Raw genomic sequence first — 20486 nt, 5'->3', positions numbered from 1 at the left:
AGGTGATTCGTTAGTTGGAACAGTGAGCCGGCCGCAGCAGGCCCGACTCAGTCGATCAATTGGACGTCGGCGCCGATCGATTTCAGATGCTCGAAGTAATGCGGATACGATTTGGCTACATGGTGAGCGTCCTTAATCGTCAAGCCGCCTTTGGAACGAAGTCCGACGACAGTAAGCGCCATAATGACCCGATGGTCATAGTGGGCGTCGATCTCGACTCCGCCTTCCACGCCTTCCGGCTTGCCGTGGACGATGATCTCGCTTTGGCGTTCCTCGACGTCCGCTCCGGCTTTGCGAAGCTCGTTCAAGTAATCGGTAATGCGATCGCATTCTTTGTAGCGCAAATTTTCTACATTATAGAAACGCGACGTTCCTTTCGCAAATACGGCTGCGGCTACCATCGCAAGCACCGCGTCGGTAAAATGGTCCCCGTCGAATTCGACCGCCTGCAAGCTGCCGTCGCCTTTAATGTGAACGACGCCTCTCTCGTGTGTAAGCGGTACGTTCATCGCCCGCAGCACGTCGACTACCGCGCGCTCTCCCTGCTTGCTCTCTTCTTCGAGACGAAGTACGCGGACATCGGACTGCGTAACCGCAGCAGCAGCAAGAATCGCCGCCGAGCCGGGATAATCGCCCTGCACGACATATTCCTTCGCTTCATAGCGTTGCCTTCCGGGTATGCGATAATGCATCAGATCGTCGCTCGCCTCGATCCGGATGCCGGCTTGCCGGATCACTTCAAGCGTCTGGCCGACGACGACTTTCGATTTCAGATCGTGAAGCACCTCAATTTCGCTGTCCTCATCAAGCAGAGGCGTCATGAACAGCAGGGAGCTCAAAAATTGCGAGCTGACGTTGCCCGATACTTGAATCCGCCCGCCCTTCGGCTGGCCTCCGCGGATCGTGATCGGCAGCTTGCCGTTGTTGTGCTCGACACGAACGTTCATCTGCTCCAAAGCGGTGATCAAGTCGTCATGCGGACGTTTGCCAAGCGAATCGGGATATGTATTCACGAACGTAAGCTCCGGGCAAAACGCCGCGACCGACATGAGGAATCGCAGTACCGCACCCGCATTGCCGACATTCAGCTCGGAAACCTGCTTCGGATGGCGGCCGAAGCCGCGGATCGTCATCGTGTCGCCCTCTTCGATCAGTTCCGCTCCGAGATCGCGGATACAACGGCGCATCGCATCGCTGTCCTCGCTGTGCGCCGGATAACGGATCGTGGTTGTCCCTTCCGCCAGCGCCGCTACGAGCATATACCGGGTCGTGTAGTTTTTGGAGGAAAGGGCGTTGATTTCCCCGTTTAATACCGGGGTAGGTTTTACTATGGCTTTCATCTTACTGTCATCTCTCCCTCTGCGATGTGGGCGTCAGATCGCTCGACCGACGCAATAGCCGATATACGATAATCCAATTCCGAGTACGTAACTTGCCGTTATGTATCCGATAAGCGCGCGGTAGCGCGACTTCCTGGCTAGTCCCACGATTTCCAGCTGCAGCGTGGAAAAGGTGGTCAGCGCCCCCATAAATCCGGTTCCGGCAAGCAGCAGATCAGGCTTGCCCCAGTCTCCGCCGATGAGCAGTCCGAGCAGAAAGCAGCCGGTCAAGTTTACTGTCAGTGTACCATACGGGACGCTGCTTTGGAATCGTTCCCCCATCTTTTTGGATATGTAATAGCGGGCTATGGCCCCGCAAAATCCGCCAGCCGCAACCAGAGCAACGTTACCCCACATTACACCGCTTCGCCTCCGCTCTTCCTAGCTTCCGCAAGACGGCCGCCCGCCCAGGCGAGCAGCAGCCCGCCCCACAGGCTGGTCATGACGTAAACCGCCGCCATCCACCCGTGTCCGCTGTCCAGAAAGTGAACCGTCTCTGCTCCGAATGTGGAAAACGTCGTATACGAGCCGACGAAGCCGGTCGTCACCGCGATACGTTTCCGTTCGGACCAGCCCAGCCGCAGCGCGCCTCCGCCGGACAGCCAGCCCAGCGCGAAGCTGCCTGAGAAGTTGCACAGCAGCGTTGCCAGCGGGAACAGAGCCGGATCGGCATACGGATCGACAGCCAGACTGACCCCGTAACGCACCAGTGCGCCAAGCACTCCGGCAAGTCCGATGAACAGAACCGTCATATCATAACACCGTCTCCCTTGATCGTATCTTCCCTGCCTGGAAAAAGGAACGCTTCCCGGACCATAAACCGCGACTACACGAGCGCCTTCCGGACCTTCCCGACGATTTCGTCCGCGATGCTTTCCGGCGTTCTCCCGGTCGTATCAATACGCAGATGAGCGAAATCGTAAGCCGTCTTGCGCTTTTCCAGAAGCTCCGGCACCGAGGCCGCAGCGTTCCCTTTCAATAAAGGACGGTTCGGGTCGTTCTGCACGCGTTCCAGGATCGTCTCCACACTGGCGGTAAGCGCGACCACAAGCCCGTTGCCGAGCATAATGGCGCGGTTCTGTTCGGCTAATACGGCGCCTCCGCCGGTCGCCACGACTTGTCCCTCGCGGCCTTCCAGTTCCCGGATCAGCGCATTGGTTTCCGCCTGGCGAAAATACGGCTCTCCCTGACCGGCAAATAATTGCGGGATGGTGGCGCGCTCCGCCGTTTCGATCGACGTATCCAGATCGACCTTGCTCCAGCCGAGCCGTTCCGCGATCAAGGACGCCACGGTCGATTTGCCCGTCCCCATAAACCCAACCAGCACTATGTTCCGGGCGTTCATATCCCGCTCCCCCTTCTTGTCATTTCCTATCTATCATAACGGGTAAACCCCGGAAAGGGAAGACTCCCGGCCCTTCCGTCCCCGCACCCTTACAGGCACAACGGCACCCCGGCTTGGAACGCCGCTTCACTGTTTTATAGCGTTTCCGATAAACCGGGCGGTTTTATCCGGGTTCGCTACGATATAGATCGATTCGATCCGGCCCTCCCGTATGTGGAAAGTGACGATCCATACGTCATGCTGCCGGTGCTGAACGAACCCCGGCGCGCCATTGACCATCCGCCATTCGCCGCGGAATTCGACGGCGTATTTTTGACGCAGCCCTTCGAAAAAACGCCAGATCCGGTCCGGACCGAGAATCGGATTCACCGCGGCGCGCACCTTGCCTCCGCCGTCGCTGAGCAATACTGCTTCAGGCGCGAGCAGCTCCAGCATTCGGGCCACGTTGCCCGTGCTCATCGCTTCGACGAAACTTGCGACCATCTCCTGCCGATGGCTCGGATCGCTCTTCGTTTCGATTTCGGGATTTTCGCCGATCTTGTTCTTCGCACGCCGGAAAATCTGCCGGCAATTCGCCGACGATTTGCCGACGATATCGGCTATTTCCTCATACTCGTACCGGTACACTTCGCGGAGCAAAAAGACGGCACGTTCCGTCGCAGACAACTGCTCGAGCATAAGCAAGTACGCGGTGGATATCGATTCCTTCAGCATATACATATCGTAAGGATCTTCCGGCCGGGCGCTCGTATCGATCGGCTCCGGCAGCCACGGGCCAACGTACGTCTCCCTTTTGGCCGCCGCCGATTTTATCCGGTCCAGGCACCGGTTCGTCGCCATTTTGCATAAATACGATTTGATATTCGTCACCTGCGACACATCGAGCCGCGCCACCGCCAGAAACGTATCCTGGACGATATCTTCGGCATCCGCAGCGCTGCCCAGCATCCGATACGCGAGTGAGAACAATAAAGGCTTGTAGGAGGTGTACCATTGTTCCGTTTCAATCCGCAAAATCGCCAGCTCCCTTTCATGGATCACCATTCACCGAGTTTTTCCCATCTATACAAGACGAGCGAAAGCGGCCGGATGTGACACGGAAAACTGCTCTTTCTTTAGAAAACCGCACCGCAACGCAAAAGATTTGTGAATAATTCCCAAGGAGAATAGTAATGATTATTAATACACTTTTTTTCATTTCAAAGGAGCTGAACGGTATCGATGCAATCGGCTGCGTTTCCTAGGCCGCCCGGCAACCGGCTGGAGCAAATCTTAAGTCCAAGCCATTCGTTATGCAAGGATGATGTCATCTGGGTGCTCGAATATGTGAAAAAAAAGGTGGCCGAGCAAGATCCCCGGTTATTGGATCTCCCCCAGCCACGCTTGCTGAAAAACTTTCAAAACTATGCCGATGCCGCCACGATGCTTCTCCAGCGAAGACCGAGCTGCGTCAATGAAGCCGAACGGCTGCGGGCTTCGCTGATGGAAGCGACCTACGGGCTGTGGCAGACGCCGGAACCGGCACCCGGCAAAGCTTCAAATTCCGATTAATTCATCCACTGGAAGTGGAACGAACCTTCCTTGTCCACTCTTTGGTACGTGTGCGCTCCAAAGTAATCCCGCTGCGCCTGCAGCAAGTTGGCCGGAAGCCGCTCGGAACGGTAGCTGTCGTAATAAGCCAGCGCGGACGCGAAGCAAGGCGCCGGAATTCCCCGCGATACGGCAACGGAAACGACTTGTCTCCACGCATCCTGGTAAGACTCCACGACATCTTTGAAATACGGGTCGAGAAGCAGGTTTTTGAGGCCCGGCTCAGCGTCATACGCTTCCTTGATGTTTTGCAGGAAGCGGGCGCGGATAATGCAGCCGCCGCGGAATATCATGGCGATATTGCCATAGTTCAAATTCCAGCCGTACTCGTCGGAGGCTGCGCGCATTTGAGCGAAACCTTGCGCGTACGAGCAAATTTTGCTGGCGTACAACGCTTTGCGAACCGCTTCGATGAAGGCGCCCTTCTCGGGAGCAGCCGGCAGCTGCTGAGGTCCTTTGAGCAGTTTGCTTGCTTGTACGCGCTCGTCTTTAATCGCCGACAGCATCCGTGCGAATACCGATTCGGTAATGATCGAGAGCGGAACGCCGAGGTCGAGGGCGCTTTGGCTTGTCCATTTGCCCGTCCCTTTTTGTCCGGCTTTGTCCAAAATAACGTCGACCATCGGTTTGCCCGTATCCGGGTCCGTCTTGGTGAAAATATCGGCGGTAATCTCGATCAGGTAGCTGTCCAGCTCGCCTTTGTTCCATTCCGAGAAAATTTCGTGAAGCTCCTGCGTGCTCAGTCCAAGCACGTCCCGAAGCAACTGGTACGCTTCGCAGATCAGCTGCATGTCGCCGTACTCGATGCCGTTATGAACCATCTTGACGTAATGGCCGGCTCCGTCCGGTCCAATATACGTGCAGCAAGGATCGCCGTTCACTTTGGCGGAAATCGCGGTCAGAATCGGCTCCACGAGCCGGTATGCATCTTCCTGGCCGCCCGGCATAATGGCCGGTCCCTTCAGAGCGCCTTCTTCGCCGCCCGATACCCCTGTACCGATAAACCGGATGCCTTGAGCTTCGAGATCCTTGTTGCGGCGCTGCGTGTCCGGGAAATAAGCGTTGCCGCCGTCGATCAAAATATCGCCTTCCTCAAGCAGTGGAACCAACTGGGAGATCGTATCGTCCGTCGGTTTTCCCGCCATCACCATCAGCAAAATTTTGCGGGGGCGCTCCAGCGATTGGACGAACTCTTCCACGGAATAGGTCGGAACTAGATTTTTGCCTTTCGCTTCGTTGCTGATCAGATCGTCCGTCTTCTCACGGGAACGATTATAGACAGATACCGTAAAGCCGCGGCTTTCGATATTAAGCGCCAAGTTTTTGCCCATTACGGCCAAACCGACGACTCCGATTTGTTGTTTTGACATCGTTAATCACCCTTATCCGAGAGTATGTATGAAGCCCGCATTCGATGCGGCACTTCATTATTCTATCCCATTTTCATCAAATTGTCATAGCCCCAAATCCGCCGTCGACCCGCAGCAGCGATCCCGTAACGAATCCGGACGCTTTTTCGGAGGCCAAATATACGGCGGCACCTTGCAATTCGTGCGCTTCGCCGAACCGGTTCATCGGCGTATGGGTCATGATCGAGGCGATCCGTTCCGGCGACAAAATTTTGCGGTTTTGCTCGGCCGGGAAGAAGCCCGGAATGATGGCGTTGACGCGGACGCGGCTCGGAGCGAATTCGCGCGCCAAGTTTTTGGTCAGGTTGTTGACGGCCGCTTTGGACGCCGAATAGGTGAATACGCGGGACAGCGGGGGCTCCGAGGAGACGGACGAGATGTTGATGATGCTGCCGCCTTCGCCGCTCTCCACCATATGTTTGCCGAATACTTGGCACGCCAGCATAACGCCTTTCAGGTTAACGTCCATGATGGAGTCCCATTCTTCTTCGGTAATCTCAAAAAACGGAGTGGCGCTGTTTTTGCCCGGACAGTTCATAAGCACGTCCACCCGGCCCGTCCATGCCAGCACCTCGGCCAGTACCCCGCGAAGCTGCTCCGCATCGGTCGTATCGGCGCTGAAGCTTTTCGCTTTGGCACCGGTTTCTTGAACCTGCGCTACCACCTGCTCGCATTTCTCCAAATTCCGGCCGACGATCGCCACATCCGCTCCGTGACCTCCGAGCGCAATCGCCATAGAACCGCCAAGCGTGCTGTTTCCGCCGATAATGACTGCTGTTTTCCCCGTTAAATCGAATAAATTCATCCCGTTTCCCTCCCGATATGTAGATCCAATTGATTTATAGAGGATGTTCAAAAAGTCCACTTTTGATCGGTGCTGAAAACCGGACTTTTTGAACTCGCACTTAGGAGCGCAATTCGCCGCCCACATGCCTTTTCTGAAAAGCGGCGATCGCGTCGAACGACCCTTTCAGTTGCTGGTAAACGTCGGCGTAGAGAGACGTCAGCTCGCGGTAAACCGCATGGTTGACCGCATTCGGCTCGTGGCGGATACTGGAGCGCACCCAGCCGTGAATCGACGAGAAATCGCGAATTTCCCCGAGCGCGAGCAGTCCGAGCTGAGCGGCCCCGAGACCGGAGCTTTCGATCGAGTCGGGTACCGTCACTGGCGTATCGAGGACGTCCGCCATCATCTGTCTCCAGAAAGCGGAACGGGCGAAGCCGCCGGAAGCGCGAATTTCTTGGGTCGGTCCCCCGACTTCCTCGAGCGCCATGGCGACCGAATGAATCCGGTAGACGACTCCTTCCAGCACGGACCGGATCATATGCTTCTTCTCATGGAAGAGCGACAGTCCGAAAAAGACGCCGCGCGCGTTGGCGTTCCAATAAGGAGCCCGTTCCCCGGCGAGCAGCGGCAGGAAAATAAGCCCATCCGACCCCGGGGCGACCTGTTCGGCGATCGAAGTCAAATAATCGTACGGGTCCATCCCCCGGCGGCGGCCTTCTTCCGCTTCAAGCGTAGCGAGCTGGTCGCGCACCCAGCGGAACATGATGCCGCCGTTATTAATCGCGCCGCCTACGACCCAGAAGTCTTCCTTCAGCGCGTAACAGAACAGACGGCCCTGCGGATCGGTAAGCGGCTCGTTGACCGTTCCGCGCACGGCTCCGCTTGTCCCGATCGTAACCGCGTATACGCCCGGCTCGAAGGCGCCTACGCCGAGATTGGCGAGAACGCCGTCGGAAGCGCCGACCACGAAAGGCGTATCGGCGGGAAGTCCCATCTCAACCGCGTAGGCCGAAGACAAGCCCGTCTCGATATGCGTCGTCGATACCGGCTCGGACAGCTGGTCCCGCGACACGCCGGCGATACGCAGCGCCTCCTCATCCCATTCGAGCTGGCGCAGATTGAACAATCCGGTGCAGCTGGCCAGCGAATAGTCGATCACGAATTTGCCGAACAGTTTGGCAAAGACGAATTCTTTGATCCCGATAAACTTATAAGTCCGGTTGACCAGCTCCGGCTCGTAACGGTTCATCCACATCAGCTTCAGCAGCGGCGACATCGGATGAATCGGCGTCCCCGTATTCCGGTAGATGCCCATGCCGTTCATTTCGTTTTTGAGCGGCGCTACGAGATCGGCGCTGCGGTTATCCGCCCACGTAATACAGCGCGTAAGCGGTTGAAGCTCGCGGTCGACCGCGATCAGGCTGTGCATCGCCGAGCTGAACGAGACGCACAGGACGTCGGAGCCGGATATGCCGGCCTTGGCGATCACCTCGCGGATGCCGCGGACAACGGCTGCGAAAATCTCAAGCGGATCTTGCTCCGCCCGGTCCGGCGTCGGCGTATACAGCGGATATTCGATCGAATGGCCGGCGATCACCCGGCCGTCCCGGTCGATGACGAGCGTTTTGGTGCTCGTCGTGCCGATATCGGCGGCTACCACGTATCGTTTGGAGCTGCAGTTAACGGTCATTTCGGCAAATACCCCTCATCGTCGAACTGCAAATCGTAAGGCTCCGTCAATATTTCGATATCCGGATGTTTTCTCGCTTCCTCGAGCAGGTTGACGGATATTTCAATCTCCCCGAGATGGAGCGTATCGCGAATCCGGACCATCTTGCATGTCGTGTAGTCGAGAATATTGCACGTTTTGACGGCGGCTTTGATCGCGTAAAAATCGCTTTCGAACGTCGTCGCCTGCTTCGTCGGCGCACATACCGTCGAGGTTAACCCGTTGGCGTAGGTGGCCGGCCAATCCGTTTTGTCCACCAGCCGCTGGGTCGTAAAGTCCGCCGTTCCGACACCGTTCGCGTTGCCCTTCGTCTCCGGCGTCAGGTCAAGCACGACCATCTTCGATACGTCGGGCCCGCCGTGGGCGTAAGGGGTCGGGTACCGGCCCGTAATGTTCGGGTCCATCCCGTCGCCGCTAATGTTTTTGCCGATATAGTCGATCACGAGCACATCGATCTGGTCGAACAAGATTTTCGGCAGACGCGATTTCGCTTCCTCGAGCAGTTGCTCCTCGCGGTGTTCGATATCCGCGGCCGGTAGCACCTCGACGCGGCACGTTTCGTCGTAAGCATTCTCCACAAGCGCTACGCCGAACAAGATCGGCAGCTTGTCGAGCATAATCTTCGCCATCGCCGGAACGTTCTCCGCCATATATTTAAATCCGAGCTGATGACACGCCTCGGCGCCTTTCTGCTTGCCGAGACCGATGGCGATCATCTTCATAATCCCGCTTTCGATCCGTCCGCGGAAGGCGGTATGCGGCTTCACCCGGTTAATGACGACGATCGCGTCGGCTTCGTAGGCGTATTTATCGATATACACCGGCAAGCCGTTCGGCAGCTCGTCGATCTTGACCACTTCCATCGAGGATAAGATGGGAGCGCCGGCCGATTCCTCGGTAACGCCGAGATGATGCAGCACCTCGATCTGGCCTTGGGCGGTGGCGCCGCCGTGACTGCCCATGCAAGGCACGATGAACGGCAAGCCGCCGGCTTCCTTGATCGCATCGATCGTAATCCGCGTAAATTCGGCGATATGCGCCACGCCCCGGCTGCCTACGGCAACGGCGACCCGCTGTCCGGGCTTGATCGTCTCGATCGCTCCCGGCTTCTTCAACTCTTCGCGCAGAGCCCCTTCAATATCGTCGACCTTAGTTGCATCAAACTTCTGACGAATCCGTACCATTTGGGGTATCGGAATATCGTCCAGCAATGTCCGTAAAATGCTCATCCCTGCTGCCTCCCTCTCATCCTACTATCTGTCAAATCCCCCTGACCGATTCACGCACGAGCAGTTCCGTCTCGACATACAGCGTCTCCTTCGACGGATACCCCTTCTCGATAACCCGCAGCAGCTTCTCCGCTCCGATCCGGCTGATCGTCTCGACCGGACGCTTCACGGTCGTAAGCGCGGGGGATAAAAACGCGGAAAACACATCGTCGTCGAATCCGGCGACGGAAATATCGCCCGGCACCGAAAGTCCGTGCTCGGCGATCGCCTTCATCGCCCCTACCGCCATCTCGTCGCTGGAGCAAAATACCGCCGTAGGCAAAGGCGTGCGCGTAAGCAGCTCCTGCATCGCCCGGTAGCCCCCCTCAAGCGTATAACCGCCTACGACGTCGTAACGGCGATCAGGTTCCAGACCGTATTGCCGAAGCGCTTGCAAATAGCCTTCCTTACGGGCATGCGAAGATTTAAACGTGACCTTGCCTTCAATAACCGCAATGCTTCGGTGGCCTTGCAAGATCATATGCTCCACTACGCGGAACACGCCGGCCCGGTCGTCGGCCAGAACGTTGACGGCGGATACAGGCTCGGCATTCCGGTTCAGAACGACAAGCGGAATGTTCTTCTCGGCCACATACGATATGAACGCTTCGTCCCGGTCGCTCTGGCTCATGACGATGACCCCGTCGAACGTCTTGCGGGTGACCCCGGCAAAGTTGCCGTCGTAATCGTCGATCGAGTTCACAATCAGATGATACTTCGATTGAACCGCGCCATGAACGCCCTTAACCGTCTCGTGAAAGAAGTTGGACGACGTTCCTTTCGACAACGTGGAAAAAAACAAGCCGATGTGGTAAGAACGGGCGAGCACCAGACTTTTGGCGCTGTAATTCGGCGAGTAGTCGAGCCGCTCCGCCAGTGCCCTGATTCTCCGCTTCGTTTCCTCGTGAATGAGCGGGCTGTCGTTCAGCGCCCGCGACACGGTCGTGTGCGACACGCCGGCCATACGCGCAATATCTTTGATCGTTACGGACATCCTACCACCTCTTGTCGCCTTGATTTTAGCACATCTATGCACACGTTAACAAGAGCGAATCCGCAGCCGCTTTTCCGGTCTAACGATCAATCGGGCCCCCTCGTTCCCCTGCATTCGCACGCAAGAAGCCGGACAGCGAAAACGACCATCTCCCCGGTGCTCTGGCACGGCTGAGACGGTCGTTACGTCATTGCTCTACTGTTCATTTACATCTCCAGCTGCAGCATTTCGCTGCGCATCTCCTTTAGACGTTCTTTACTTTCGGCGGCTTTTTCCTCATCGTTGTCTTGCAGCGCTTCGTGCAGGATCGCCAGCTCGTAATCCAGCTCCAGTCGCAGCACCGCCACCCGTTCTTCCGCCCGTTTCGATTTAAACGCTTGAACCATTTCGTCCAGCGTAACGACAGGCTCTTTCTGGAACAGAATTTTGTGCTCGACTCCCGATATTTCCACCATGCGGATAATTTCCCCGAACATGATGTTCTCGATTACAATTTGCCGCTCCCGGAACCGTTTGACGATAGCGTGGCCGCGGGTGTCTCCGATCATCTTCTCCATCAGCTCGGACAGCTTCTCGTCCTTGAACGAATAATCGCCGACGATTTTGTAGCGGTCCCCGATCCGCTGGAATTTCAGCTTGATCAGCTTGCGGCCCGTACGGATCGAGATGACGAACTGCTGATCGTTCTCGTTCCAGTACAAGGAGTAGCCTTCCTGAATGAGCGACTTGATAAAGTTGCGGATTTGCCGGCGGTCAAAACGCAACTCCAGGTTGCAGTACTCTACTTCATAACTTTTGTTCACGGCAATCCCTCCTACACAATGAACACCCTTGTCATTACTATAAACCGTCTTTCGGCGTCCGAACCGGACGTACGGGCTGTGGATTGAATCGTTGTCGCGCTGAAAGTCTGCTTTAGGCTTGCACCCCGTTGATCAATCGCTGCACTTTTTGACAGAATGTTCAGACAACTTTGCCGCTTACTTTTATCTTATTATGGATCATATGATTTAGCAACTTGGATTATTGATTATTTTTAAAGCAGACGGGTAAAAAATTCGGAGCGCTTGCACTCGCCGCCGGACAGGGCAGACGGTTCGAAATACAAAAAACCCCCTTCCCTGCGTACCGCAAGGAGGAGGGTTCCCGGGATCAGCTCTCGTTTGGCCGCAGCACGACGGAGCCGAATCCGAGTAAAATGACCGCAAACAGCACAAGAATGCCAAGCTTCAAAGAAACCCCGGCCAGAGACTCTCCGGCCGCCAGTTGCCGCAGCGCATCGATCGCCCACCGCTGCGGCACGATATTGGACAGCTTCTGCATAAACTCCGGAGTCAGCTCGACCGGCCAGAAGCAACCGCCCAGCATGCATGTCGGCGTGATGATCAGCGAATTGATCGCGCCAAGATGATTCGGATTCCGGACCAGGCCGGCGATCGTACAGCCGAGTCCCATAGCGGCGAGCAGGAAAAACTCGATCACCAGGAAATGAAGCCAGAATCCGACCCCGTAATCGAACCCGAGGGCGTACCGGGAGAACACAAGCACGATCACCGTCTGAATCGTACCGATCGCGAAGCTGCCGATAAAGTTGCCGGCCGCGATCTCCCATGCACGAACCGGCGCAGTGTACATCCGGGTCATCGTCCGGTTTCTCTTATCTTCCACGATCGACGCCACGGAGCTGGTCACCAGACTTAGCATAAATACGAGCAAAATCCCCGTAGCCATATCCACTGCCGGATTCACTTCCAGACCGAGATCGGTCTTCGTTACACCGACCTGCTTGGTTTGCTGCTGAATCCAAATGCGCTCGACCGTCCCTAGCAGCTGCGGACCGGCTGATCCCGCTTCCTTCGCATACGAAACCGCCTGGTTCATGCTGCGGATCGTCTGCTCGACGGCCAGCTTCAGCCCGAACGTCTCCTCGTCGACCCGCATCTGAAGCATCTCGACTTCGGCCCCGCCTCCTTGCAGCAGCCGTTCTCCGAACCTATCCGGGATCAGAATCGCGGCAGCCGCCTTATTTTCCGATACGGATTGCCTGGCAGCCTCGGCAGACGGTGCAGCTGCGAGCTTGTATTCCCCGGAATCGGCCAGGGCGGAGATCACATAACCGCCGAGTCCTTCCCGATCCCCGTTCACGAAGGCCACGGTGGGTTGCGACGAGCCGGAGCCGAGGAAACTGATGACGAGCGCTACGATCAATGAAGGAGCGAGAAGGAAGGTCAGGATGCCTTTCTTGTTCCCGAACGTACGACGTATGAGATTAATTGCGATCGCTATGCTATTCATATGATTAAAATCCCGCCTTCCGGTATACAGCGAACGAAACGGCGAGCAGCCCGCCGGCGATCGCCGCGAGTACGGTCAGATGGCCGGCTACAATATCGGGGCCGAAGCCCTGCATAATCCGGGTAATACTGTCCGAAGCCCAGTAGCTGACCGTGAAATAACCGAGTTTTTGGAGCATTCCGTCAACCGGCATAAACCCTCCGCTAAGCAGCGTCATCCCGATAATAACCGCCTGGAACAAGCCGACCGCCGCTTTGTACGTTTTGGCGATGATGGCGATCAAGAGGGCCAGGCTCATGGAAGCGGCTATCGTCAACAAAATGACAGCCGCCAGCATCCCCCAGCTGTCACCCCAATCGACCCCGTACAACAGCGACGTGCCCGCAACGATAACGGCCGCCTGTACGACCGCAAGAAATCCTTGTCCCGCCATTTTACCGGCCAGCACGGTCGCAGGCTTGACAGGCAGCGTTCCCAGCCGGGCCAGCGTATGCTGCTCTTTCTCCGTAGTCAGGCTGATCGCCGCCATCATCCCCGCATAGAGCAGAAACATAATCAGCTCCGCCGCAGCGTAATATTGCAACGCGGATACAGCGGTATTCGCCTGGTTCAGCGAACCGGCCAGCACAAAACTTTCGCCTCCGGCAGGAACGGCGGCGGGCGGGCGCACCGCAGAAGCCGCAGCGGACGGAATCGTCAAATGAACGGATTGAATTGTATTGGTCTGGTCGATAAACGTTTGCAGCACATGCTCGGCCGTCGTATTACGGGTGCGGCTGGGTCCGTACAGAAACTCCCAGCTCGCCGGCTCACCCCGCAGGACGGACTCGCTGAACTGCTCCGGAATGACCAATCCGAAGTCGGCTTCCCCCGACTTTATGGCCTCTACGGCCGCTTCCCGTGAAACGGCCGGCGACGGCTGCAAATACTTGGACAGATCCGGACTTCCCAGAAATGCTTGAACGCCTTCCCGCAGCGCTCCCTGATCCAGGCTTGCGACCGCCAGCCGGACAGGAGCGATCGTACGGTCGTCTTGACTGAATATATCTTTCAACGCGCTGCCGAGAATCAGAATGAGCAGAAACGGCAGGGCGAACAACACGAAATAAAACGACCGGCTCCGGAGCATCCGCCGGATCTCGCAGAGGACTACCGTCCACAGCTGCATAACGGTTCCTCCCCCTAGTCGCGCAGTGTACGCCCGGTCAAAGCCAGGAACACTGTCTCCAAATTCGGCTCAATCCGGTTTAACGTCTGAATCGCCACTTCATGTTTCGATAAAATAAACAAAATATCTTGCAAGTAGGACGAAGAGGAAGGCAAATAAACGGCCAGTTCATCGCCTTCGACCAGAACTTTCTCTACGCGGCTGTGCCCGCGCAGCTCTTCGACGGCAGCAGCGTTCACCCCGCCGGTCCCGATCACCACCTTCTCCTCGCGCGCCAGCTGCCGGATTAACTGCTCCTTCGTACCGCTTGCGATCAGCCTCCCGTGATCCATAATGCCGACTCTGCTGCAGATTGCCTCGACTTCCTCCATATAATGAGTCGTGTAAATGATCGTGGAGCCCATCTTGTTCAGCGTCTTCACCGACTCGAGAATATGATTGCGCGACTGCGGATCGATGCCGACGGTCGGTTCGTCCATAATGATCAGCTTCGGGCGGTGTGTAATGGCGCAAGCGATATTGAGTCTCCGCTTCATCCCCCCGGAATAAGCGCTGGGCTTATCCTTTTGCCGGTCCAGCAGCCCGACGAAGCCAAGCGCCTCCTCGACCCGCTCCTCCAGCACCTTCCCCTTCAATCCGTACAGCTTGGCGAAAAATGTTACATTTTCCCGGGCGCTCAAATCTTCATAGATCGCCAACTCCTGAGGAACGACACCGATCCGCCTCTTGATCTCGAGCGGACTGCGCCGGACCGACTCCCCTCCGATCCGGATCTCACCCTGATCGGGCGCGAGCAGGCCGCACATCATTTTAATCGTCGTGCTTTTGCCGGCTCCGTTCGGGCCGAGAAGCCCGAAAATTTCTCCTTCGTTTACGTCCAGATTCAGATGATCCACCGATACCTGGCTACCGTATCGTTTCACCAGATCGCGAATTTGTATATATTCCATCGCTCCGCTCCCGTCTCTTGGTCTGCTTCGGTTTGCTTATGGTTCCATTGTATCCCTCCGCGGCCGAAACGGCAGGTAGAAAAAGTCATGAAACCGGGTGACGAAAGTCATATCCTCTCCGCCGGCTTCGTTTTTCCGTAGCGCCGCGCCCGAACGCCCGGGTATAATGAGGAAAGAAACAGATCGGAGGAAGTCGTTTTGCCATTGCCAGCCGTCCGCTACATGCTTATTCTCATCCCGTCGATCGCCGGGCTGTATGGAGCCGATATTTCCTCCTACACGGTATACGTCATTCATGCCCTCCTGCTTATATGGCTGGCCCAGGTGCGCGTCAAGCGGCACGCCCACACGGCCGGACAGCTCCTGCTGTGGGGCGAGATCCTATATTCCGGCTGGCTCGCCTGGACGTATGGCGGACTGTTCTACATGCTGCCCTTCTCCACGCTCGTATCCGTATACGCCGAACGGGGGCGGCAAGGACACGGGCTGATCGCAAGCGCGCTGTTCGTTCTATTGAACGTTTCGGTGGTAACGCTGCCCGCAAGCACCCGGATTGCCGTATGTCTCGCTTTTGCCGCTTTGGCGGCCGTGCTGCACCTGCTTCGCATCGCTTCCTCGGAGACGAGCAAAGCCGAGACCTACAACGACGAGCTCCGCCGCAAACATTACGAGCTGGAAGAAGCCCGCAACCGCATCGCCGATTACGCGGCGAAGGTGGAACACCTGGCGCAAACCGAAGAGCGCAACCGGATCGCCCGGGACATTCACGACGAGCTGGGGCACCGTCTCGTTCGCCTGAAGATGATGATGGACGCCGCTTGCGCGGTCATTCCGACCCGGCCGGAGAAAGGGTTCGAGCTTGCAGCCGAAGTGCGCGACCAGCTTGCGGACAGCATGGATATTTTGAGAAAGACGGTCCGGAATATGAAGCCCGGTGAGGCGAAAAGCCCGTATTCGCTCGCCGCTCTGATTGAGGAGCTGGGCAAGACGAACGGAATCGAGCTGTCGTTCGACACGGAAGGGATGCCGTATCCCCTCTATCCGAGCGAAGAAATCGTCCTTTACCGCAACGCCCAGGAAGCGGTCACGAATGCGATCCGCCATGGGGGCGCAGACCGTTTTCGCATCGCGATCCGCTACGGGCGGCAGAAGGTGGCGATGACAGTGTCCAACAATGGCACCGTCCCCGCTTCGATCTCGCGCAGGGGACTCGGGCTGAGCGGCATGGAAGAACGAATCAAGCTGCTGGGAGGGTCGCTCGAAATCGGCCTGGAGCCCGAATTTGCGGTCACTACGGTCATTCCCAGATCCCATAGAGCCGAGCCTCCGGCGGCGCATAAGGAGTAACAACCGATGAGCGACATTCGCCTGCTGATCGTCGACGACGATCCGTTTATTCGAGAAAGCTTGAAAATGATTTTGGAGCTGGACCCGGAAATTACGGTGGAAGGAGTATGCACGAACGGGGAGGAAGCGCTGCAATTCGTACAAAAGCACGGCGGTATAAACGTAGTGCTAATGGATATTCGCATGCCGGTCTGCGACGGCGTCGAAGGCACGAGGCGAATCAAAGCTTATAATACCGGCATCGCCGTGATCATTTTGACGACGTTCGACGACGACGAGTATATCATCGAAGCGCTCCGCAACGGAGCCGGCGGCTACTTGCTCAAAAACGTCGCTCCGGACCGAATCATCGACGGCATCAAAACCGTCGCCCGCGGAAACGTCCTGATCCACCCCGATATCGCCAAAAAACTGACCGTCTTTCTGAAGCCTTCCAACAAAGCGCCGAATGCCAAAAAATCGTTGGTGGAATACGGACTGACCGTCTCCGAGCAGCAGATCGTGGAGAAGATTGCCGACGGGCTGAGCAACAAAGAAATCGCCCGGCAGCTGCACCTGAGCGAAGGAACGGTCAAAAATTATATTACGGACATTTTGAGCAAGCTGGAGCTGCGCGACCGTACCCAGATCGCGATTTTTTATTTGAAGCGGTAAAGCCGCCCTCGCCGGGCGGCTTTTTCGGTCAGCGCGGGGGCCACAGCGCGGGATCGAGATTTTCGGTCGGGTACGATTTCCAGCCGAAGCTCGATACGAGCCAGCCTCCGTTGTATTTGGGAGAAAAGCGGATATTGTACTGGTAGTACGATTTGTTGCTGCCTTGGGCGAGAACGGTATATTCGTTGTCTCCTTCCAGCGGCTTGATCGTAAACCCTTTCTCGAACCGGCCGAAATATTCGTCCAGCGCCTTTAGCTTGTCCTCCGCGATCGCATAACCGCCTTCGACAATCGCGTATTTGCTCAGGCCGCCTTTCACTTTATCTTTCCAGTACGGCTTGATCAAATCCATATGAACGTAAAGCTCCCCGGTATGCTTCTCCTTCGTCAGCTCCGGATTGCCGACGTTGATCGGAATATTCTTGATATCTTTCCAGCGGATATACTCCGTCCCTTTATACAAATTGATCAAGGCCGGGTAGTTGACTTTCTCGTACTCGAAATTGTAGCGGATCAGCGTGTCCAGCGTAATCTCTTCGGGTACTTCGACCACCGGCGGAACGATCGGGGTTTCCGTACCCGTCCCGGTTCCTGTGCCGGTTCCTGTACCGCTTCCCGTATTCGTACCGGAACCTGTCTGGGGCGCGGCCGGCCGCTTCAATTTGATCGTCGTCGTACTCTCGTCCCAGCTTACCTGGGCGCCCAGCAGCTCTCCGATCGCTTTGAAAGGCAAGTAGCTGCTGCCGTCATAGATGAGCGGAGTCATGCCGCCGACTTTGTTGCCGTCGATCTCCACTTTGAAATCCGGACGCAGATAAGCCTCGACCTTCTGCAGCGTGTCCTTAGCGTAGACGCCAGCCGTAAACATAAGCCCCATCGCCAATGTTAATCCGGCTATCCGTTTGAAACGAATATGGTTCATCAATCTCACTCCTGTCCCGAACTGTTCTCGTATCAGTTCCTTCTTTATCCAGTTTCTATTATAGCTCAGGCTCGTTCCCCCGCATAGAAGGAGTTGACCGTTTGCGAACAATCGGCCGGTTGTTGTACTGTTAAGAGGAGCCGTTCGACGATCGATAAGTTATTTATTCAGGAGGTACTTATGACTGTCCTCGATGTTCCCGCGTTTGACGTTGCCGATTTTGAAGTGTTCGCAATTCCCGGGCTGGAGCCGCGTATGGAAGCTTTAATCTCACGCGTCCGGCCGAAGCTGACGAAGCTTGGCGAGGAGCTCGCTCCTTACTTGTCCGCGCTGTGCGGCGAGCCGATGTACCCCCATGTGGCCAGACATGCCAGACGGACGATCAATCCTCCGGACGACACATGGGTGGCGTGGGCGAATAACAAAAAAGGGTACAAAGCCCATCCGCATTTTCAGGTCGGACTGTGGTCGACACATTTATTCGTGCAGTTCGCCGTTATTTACGAAAGCGGCAACAAAGAAATTTTCGCCCGCAATCTGGAGAAGAAACTGCCCGCCATCCGCAAATCGATTCCCGGACATTTCCGCTGGTCAACCGATCATATGCAGCCTGAGTCCTCCGTACATAAGGATATGAGCAAACAAGACTTTGAGCGGATGATCGACAAGCTGCAGCGGGTCAAAAAAACCGAAGCGCTGTGCGGCATCCGCATCGACCGCAAAGATCCGGTATTGACCGATCCGGCTCTGCTGACCGACATCATCAAAGATACGTTCGACCGCGTCATGCCGCTGTACCGGATCGCGTTCTGACATTCATCCCGTATCATTCTCCAAAGTTTGGAACAAACTAAAACCGACCCGAACTTTGGAGAAGAAAGGTGATGAAGTACCATGAACGTTATTCCGACTGCCAAAAAGATCCCGCTGGGCCTCCTCGCCCTTGGCTTGACGGCTGCTCTGCTGGTCGTTCCCGGAGGCACCCCCGCTTCCGCGGCGCCGTCGCCCGAGATCGCCGTCTTGAACGAAGCGGCTCCAGATACCGAGTTTCACTCGCCCTCCGCCGCCCAGGATGAGAAAAAGCGGCGCAAAGGCTTCTTCTTGTTCGAAGATGCCGCCGCCGTCATCGGCGTGGACAAAAAAGAGCTGAAAAAGCAGCTTGAAGCCGGCAAAAGCATAGCGGATATCGCCAAGGCGAAAGGCATCGGGGAAGAGGATCTGATCAACCGGATGATCGCCATCCGGAACCAGAAAATCGACGAAGCCGTCCAATCCGGCAAATGGCCGCAGGACAAAGCGGACCGCATCAAACAAAAGCTGCCGGAGCACCTGAAAGCGATGGTCAACAAAAAAGACTGGAAGGAATGGAAAAAGGATAAGGAACGCCACCACAAAAAAGGGAAAGAGATGCAGTCCCATTCCGGCATTCCAAGTCATGAATCCATGATCTACTGATCGCTGCCATACCGAACACACGTCCAAACCGGCCCTGGGCCGGTTTTTTCTTTTGGCCGGAGCTTCTTCGGCGGCTCCCCTCCCCCGGCTACCATACCGAGGAACTGCCCGCGAAATGGTGTTAGTGGCGTACAAGACGTCATAAGAATGTCATAAACTTGTGATACGCTGAAGAATGACACTTTTAACCCCACAAGCAAGGAGGCCGTTCACCATGCCGCTTATCACGGACCGTCAACGCAAATGGCTGATTGCCGCAGCGATCGGCACCGTCGCGTTGGCCGCTGCCGCCCTGCCCTTTCAGCAGCCCGCCACGTCCGCTCAGACGAACGCCGGCTCCGCCTCCGGGACCCTTTCTTCCGGCGAAGAGCTGTACAAGCAGCACTGCTTGTCGTGCCATGCCGCAGACGGCGCAGGACGGGGCTCGAATCCGGCGCTGACGACAGAACGCTTCAAGAAAAAATACGGCACCTTCGAAGAGGCGTACGGCTATATCAGCACCGAGATGCCGCAAAACGCGCCGGCCACGCTCCGGGACGAAGACTACGAAGCGATCGTCAACTATGTATTGTCGCTTAACGGCATTCCGACGGAATTATCCGATATCGAAGCACATTGGGCCCGGGATTCGATCTTGTCGCTTCATCGCAAACGGGCCGTCGACGGTTATATCGAAGACGGCAAGCTGCTGTATAAGCCGGAGCAGAACATTACGAGAGCGGAATTGATAACGTATCTGGTCAAAGCCAAACAGCTGTTCCTCTCGAACGGCAGCGGTCCGGACATCACCGACATCGCCAAGTCCCCCTACAAAACCTACATCGCAACGGCAATCGAATACGGCATTGTCGACGGCTACCCGGACTCCACGTTCCGGCCGGACCAGGAAATTACACGCTCGGAGATTGCGGCGATCCTGACCCGAAGCGAAGCGCTGAACACGTCGGGACAAGACGGCGGGACGGCTGCGGCCTTTGGCGATGTCGAAGGTCATTGGGCGGAAGGCCTCATCTATGCGGCCGTTCGAGCTGAGCTGTTCGACGGTTATGATGACGGCACGTTCCGGCCGGACCGGCCGATTACGCGCGCGGAAGCCGCCGCCGTGATCGCGAGGGTGAGTCCGTAGCCGTTTACCGCACTCCCGAAGGCGATGGCGCAAAGCGGCCCTTCCCTGTTTGCATCGGATGTCCCGGG

General features: G+C 56.6%; 21 protein-coding genes. 6 read left to right on the top strand and 15 right to left on the bottom strand.

Annotated elements, in window-relative coordinates; genetic code table 11:
• Positions 1–47: 47 nt before the first annotated feature.
• The 5 genes from aroA to AC3Y2E_RS09360 form a co-directional block, all read right to left on the bottom strand.
• A complete protein-coding gene (gene aroA / locus AC3Y2E_RS09380) occupies positions 48–1340 on the bottom strand; it encodes a 3-phosphoshikimate 1-carboxyvinyltransferase (protein ID WP_379209416.1) in 1293 nt (430 codons plus the stop codon).
• A gap of 33 nt (positions 1341–1373) precedes the next feature.
• On the bottom strand, positions 1374–1736 hold the full coding sequence (gene crcB, locus AC3Y2E_RS09375; protein ID WP_379209414.1) for a fluoride efflux transporter CrcB: 363 nt from the start codon (positions 1734–1736) through the stop codon (positions 1374–1376).
• Positions 1736–2131 (bottom strand): fluoride efflux transporter FluC, encoded by a 396-nt coding sequence (locus AC3Y2E_RS09370; protein ID WP_379209412.1) that lies wholly within the window; start codon positions 2129–2131, stop codon positions 1736–1738. The genes crcB and AC3Y2E_RS09370 overlap by 1 nt, the downstream gene beginning before the upstream one ends.
• A gap of 74 nt (positions 2132–2205) precedes the next feature.
• Positions 2206–2724: a shikimate kinase gene (locus tag AC3Y2E_RS09365; RefSeq protein ID WP_379209410.1), complete on the bottom strand. Its 519-nt coding sequence runs from the start codon at positions 2722–2724 to the stop codon at positions 2206–2208.
• A 126-nt stretch (positions 2725–2850) separates the two neighbouring features.
• Positions 2851–3768, bottom strand: a complete 918-nt coding sequence (locus AC3Y2E_RS09360) for an RNA polymerase sigma-70 factor (protein WP_379209408.1) — start codon at positions 3766–3768, stop codon at positions 2851–2853.
• A 177-nt stretch (positions 3769–3945) separates the two neighbouring features.
• Here AC3Y2E_RS09360 and AC3Y2E_RS09355 point away from each other — a divergent pair, with 177 nt between their 5' ends.
• Positions 3946–4275 (top strand): hypothetical protein, encoded by a 330-nt coding sequence (locus AC3Y2E_RS09355; RefSeq protein WP_190926444.1) that lies wholly within the window; start codon positions 3946–3948, stop codon positions 4273–4275.
• On the opposite strand, the gene gndA is transcribed toward AC3Y2E_RS09355, so the two are convergent.
• From gndA to AC3Y2E_RS09310, 9 genes are all read right to left on the bottom strand, one after another.
• Complete coding sequence (gene gndA / locus AC3Y2E_RS09350) at positions 4272–5684, bottom strand: NADP-dependent phosphogluconate dehydrogenase (protein ID WP_332072876.1); 1413 nt, start codon at positions 5682–5684, stop codon at positions 4272–4274. The genes AC3Y2E_RS09355 and gndA overlap by 4 nt on opposite strands.
• Positions 5685–5760: 76 nt before the next feature.
• Positions 5761–6528, bottom strand: a complete 768-nt coding sequence (locus AC3Y2E_RS09345; protein ID WP_190926441.1) for an SDR family oxidoreductase — start codon at positions 6526–6528, stop codon at positions 5761–5763.
• A 100-nt stretch (positions 6529–6628) separates the two neighbouring features.
• A complete protein-coding gene (gene gntK / locus AC3Y2E_RS09340) occupies positions 6629–8200 on the bottom strand; it encodes a gluconokinase (RefSeq protein WP_379209402.1) in 1572 nt (523 codons plus the stop codon).
• On the bottom strand, positions 8197–9468 hold the full coding sequence (locus AC3Y2E_RS09335) for a nickel pincer cofactor-dependent isomerase, group 22 (RefSeq protein ID WP_379209400.1): 1272 nt from the start codon (positions 9466–9468) through the stop codon (positions 8197–8199). Before AC3Y2E_RS09335 ends, gntK begins: the two co-directional genes overlap by 4 nt.
• Before the next feature lie 31 nt (positions 9469–9499).
• Positions 9500–10501: a LacI family DNA-binding transcriptional regulator gene (locus tag AC3Y2E_RS09330; protein ID WP_379209398.1), complete on the bottom strand. Its 1002-nt coding sequence runs from the start codon at positions 10499–10501 to the stop codon at positions 9500–9502.
• Positions 10502–10707: 206 nt separating this feature from the next.
• Positions 10708–11304 (bottom strand): hypothetical protein, encoded by a 597-nt coding sequence (locus tag AC3Y2E_RS09325; protein ID WP_190926433.1) that lies wholly within the window; start codon positions 11302–11304, stop codon positions 10708–10710.
• A 349-nt stretch (positions 11305–11653) separates the two neighbouring features.
• The gene (locus AC3Y2E_RS09320; protein WP_379209395.1) at positions 11654–12796 is read right to left on the bottom strand and encodes an ABC transporter permease; all 1143 of its coding nucleotides are present in this window, start codon (positions 12794–12796) and stop codon (positions 11654–11656) included.
• A 4-nt stretch (positions 12797–12800) separates the two neighbouring features.
• Positions 12801–13964, bottom strand: coding sequence for an ABC transporter permease (locus tag AC3Y2E_RS09315; protein ID WP_379209393.1), 1164 nt, complete (start codon positions 13962–13964; stop codon positions 12801–12803).
• A 14-nt stretch (positions 13965–13978) separates the two neighbouring features.
• Positions 13979–14914 carry an ABC transporter ATP-binding protein gene (locus AC3Y2E_RS09310; protein ID WP_379209391.1) on the bottom strand — a complete coding sequence of 312 codons (936 nt, stop codon included), beginning with the start codon at positions 14912–14914 and terminating at the stop codon, positions 13979–13981.
• Positions 14915–15112: 198 nt separating this feature from the next.
• On the opposite strand from AC3Y2E_RS09310, the gene AC3Y2E_RS09305 reads away from it, so the two are divergent.
• Positions 15113–16261, top strand: a complete 1149-nt coding sequence (locus tag AC3Y2E_RS09305; RefSeq protein ID WP_379209388.1) for a sensor histidine kinase — start codon at positions 15113–15115, stop codon at positions 16259–16261.
• A 6-nt stretch (positions 16262–16267) separates the two neighbouring features.
• Positions 16268–16915: a response regulator gene (locus AC3Y2E_RS09300; protein ID WP_379209386.1), complete on the top strand. Its 648-nt coding sequence runs from the start codon at positions 16268–16270 to the stop codon at positions 16913–16915.
• Between the two features lie 28 nt (positions 16916–16943).
• Here AC3Y2E_RS09300 and AC3Y2E_RS09295 read toward each other — a convergent pair whose 3' ends face one another.
• Positions 16944–17837 (bottom strand): stalk domain-containing protein, encoded by an 894-nt coding sequence (locus tag AC3Y2E_RS09295; RefSeq protein WP_379209384.1) that lies wholly within the window; start codon positions 17835–17837, stop codon positions 16944–16946.
• A gap of 180 nt (positions 17838–18017) precedes the next feature.
• Here AC3Y2E_RS09295 and AC3Y2E_RS09290 point away from each other — a divergent pair, with 180 nt between their 5' ends.
• The 3 genes from AC3Y2E_RS09290 to AC3Y2E_RS09280 all read left to right on the top strand — a co-directional run bounded on the left by AC3Y2E_RS09290 (position 18018) and on the right by AC3Y2E_RS09280 (position 20418).
• Positions 18018–18650, top strand: a complete 633-nt coding sequence (locus tag AC3Y2E_RS09290) for a DUF1054 domain-containing protein (protein ID WP_379209382.1) — start codon at positions 18018–18020, stop codon at positions 18648–18650.
• Positions 18651–18731: 81 nt separating this feature from the next.
• Positions 18732–19292, top strand: a complete 561-nt coding sequence (locus AC3Y2E_RS09285) for a hypothetical protein (RefSeq protein ID WP_379209380.1) — start codon at positions 18732–18734, stop codon at positions 19290–19292.
• 214 nt (positions 19293–19506) lie between these two features.
• Positions 19507–20418, top strand: a complete 912-nt coding sequence (locus tag AC3Y2E_RS09280; RefSeq protein WP_379209378.1) for an S-layer homology domain-containing protein — start codon at positions 19507–19509, stop codon at positions 20416–20418.
• Positions 20419–20486: the final 68 nt, after the last annotated feature.

The organism is Paenibacillus sp. MAH-35 (assembly GCF_058135425.1).
This window is presented reverse-complemented; position numbering and strand designations above follow the sequence as displayed.

What these genes read in the sequence shown, in the direction of transcription:
- aroA (WP_379209416.1), bottom strand. Translation starts at nt 1,340, where the DNA reads ATGAAAGCCATAGTAAAACCTACCCCGGTATTAAACGGGGAAATCAAC.
- crcB (WP_379209414.1), bottom strand. Translation starts at nt 1,736, where the DNA reads ATGTGGGGTAACGTTGCTCTGGTTGCGGCTGGCGGATTTTGCGGGGCC.
- AC3Y2E_RS09370 (WP_379209412.1), bottom strand. Translation starts at nt 2,131, where the DNA reads ATGACGGTTCTGTTCATCGGACTTGCCGGAGTGCTTGGCGCACTGGTG.
- AC3Y2E_RS09365 (WP_379209410.1), bottom strand. Translation starts at nt 2,724, where the DNA reads ATGAACGCCCGGAACATAGTGCTGGTTGGGTTTATGGGGACGGGCAAA.
- AC3Y2E_RS09360 (WP_379209408.1), bottom strand. Translation starts at nt 3,768, where the DNA reads ATGGTGATCCATGAAAGGGAGCTGGCGATTTTGCGGATTGAAACGGAA.
- AC3Y2E_RS09355 (WP_190926444.1), top strand. Translation starts at nt 3,946, where the DNA reads ATGCAATCGGCTGCGTTTCCTAGGCCGCCCGGCAACCGGCTGGAGCAA.
- gndA (WP_332072876.1), bottom strand. Translation starts at nt 5,684, where the DNA reads ATGTCAAAACAACAAATCGGAGTCGTCGGTTTGGCCGTAATGGGCAAA.
- AC3Y2E_RS09345 (WP_190926441.1), bottom strand. Translation starts at nt 6,528, where the DNA reads ATGAATTTATTCGATTTAACGGGGAAAACAGCAGTCATTATCGGCGGA.
- gntK (WP_379209402.1), bottom strand. Translation starts at nt 8,200, where the DNA reads ATGACCGTTAACTGCAGCTCCAAACGATACGTGGTAGCCGCCGATATC.
- AC3Y2E_RS09335 (WP_379209400.1), bottom strand. Translation starts at nt 9,468, where the DNA reads ATGAGCATTTTACGGACATTGCTGGACGATATTCCGATACCCCAAATG.
- AC3Y2E_RS09330 (WP_379209398.1), bottom strand. Translation starts at nt 10,501, where the DNA reads ATGTCCGTAACGATCAAAGATATTGCGCGTATGGCCGGCGTGTCGCAC.
- AC3Y2E_RS09320 (WP_379209395.1), bottom strand. Translation starts at nt 12,796, where the DNA reads ATGAATAGCATAGCGATCGCAATTAATCTCATACGTCGTACGTTCGGG.
- AC3Y2E_RS09315 (WP_379209393.1), bottom strand. Translation starts at nt 13,964, where the DNA reads ATGCAGCTGTGGACGGTAGTCCTCTGCGAGATCCGGCGGATGCTCCGG.
- AC3Y2E_RS09310 (WP_379209391.1), bottom strand. Translation starts at nt 14,914, where the DNA reads ATGGAATATATACAAATTCGCGATCTGGTGAAACGATACGGTAGCCAG.
- AC3Y2E_RS09300 (WP_379209386.1), top strand. Translation starts at nt 16,268, where the DNA reads ATGAGCGACATTCGCCTGCTGATCGTCGACGACGATCCGTTTATTCGA.
- AC3Y2E_RS09295 (WP_379209384.1), bottom strand. Translation starts at nt 17,837, where the DNA reads ATGAACCATATTCGTTTCAAACGGATAGCCGGATTAACATTGGCGATG.
- AC3Y2E_RS09290 (WP_379209382.1), top strand. Translation starts at nt 18,018, where the DNA reads ATGACTGTCCTCGATGTTCCCGCGTTTGACGTTGCCGATTTTGAAGTG.
- AC3Y2E_RS09285 (WP_379209380.1), top strand. Translation starts at nt 18,732, where the DNA reads ATGAACGTTATTCCGACTGCCAAAAAGATCCCGCTGGGCCTCCTCGCC.
- AC3Y2E_RS09280 (WP_379209378.1), top strand. Translation starts at nt 19,507, where the DNA reads ATGCCGCTTATCACGGACCGTCAACGCAAATGGCTGATTGCCGCAGCG.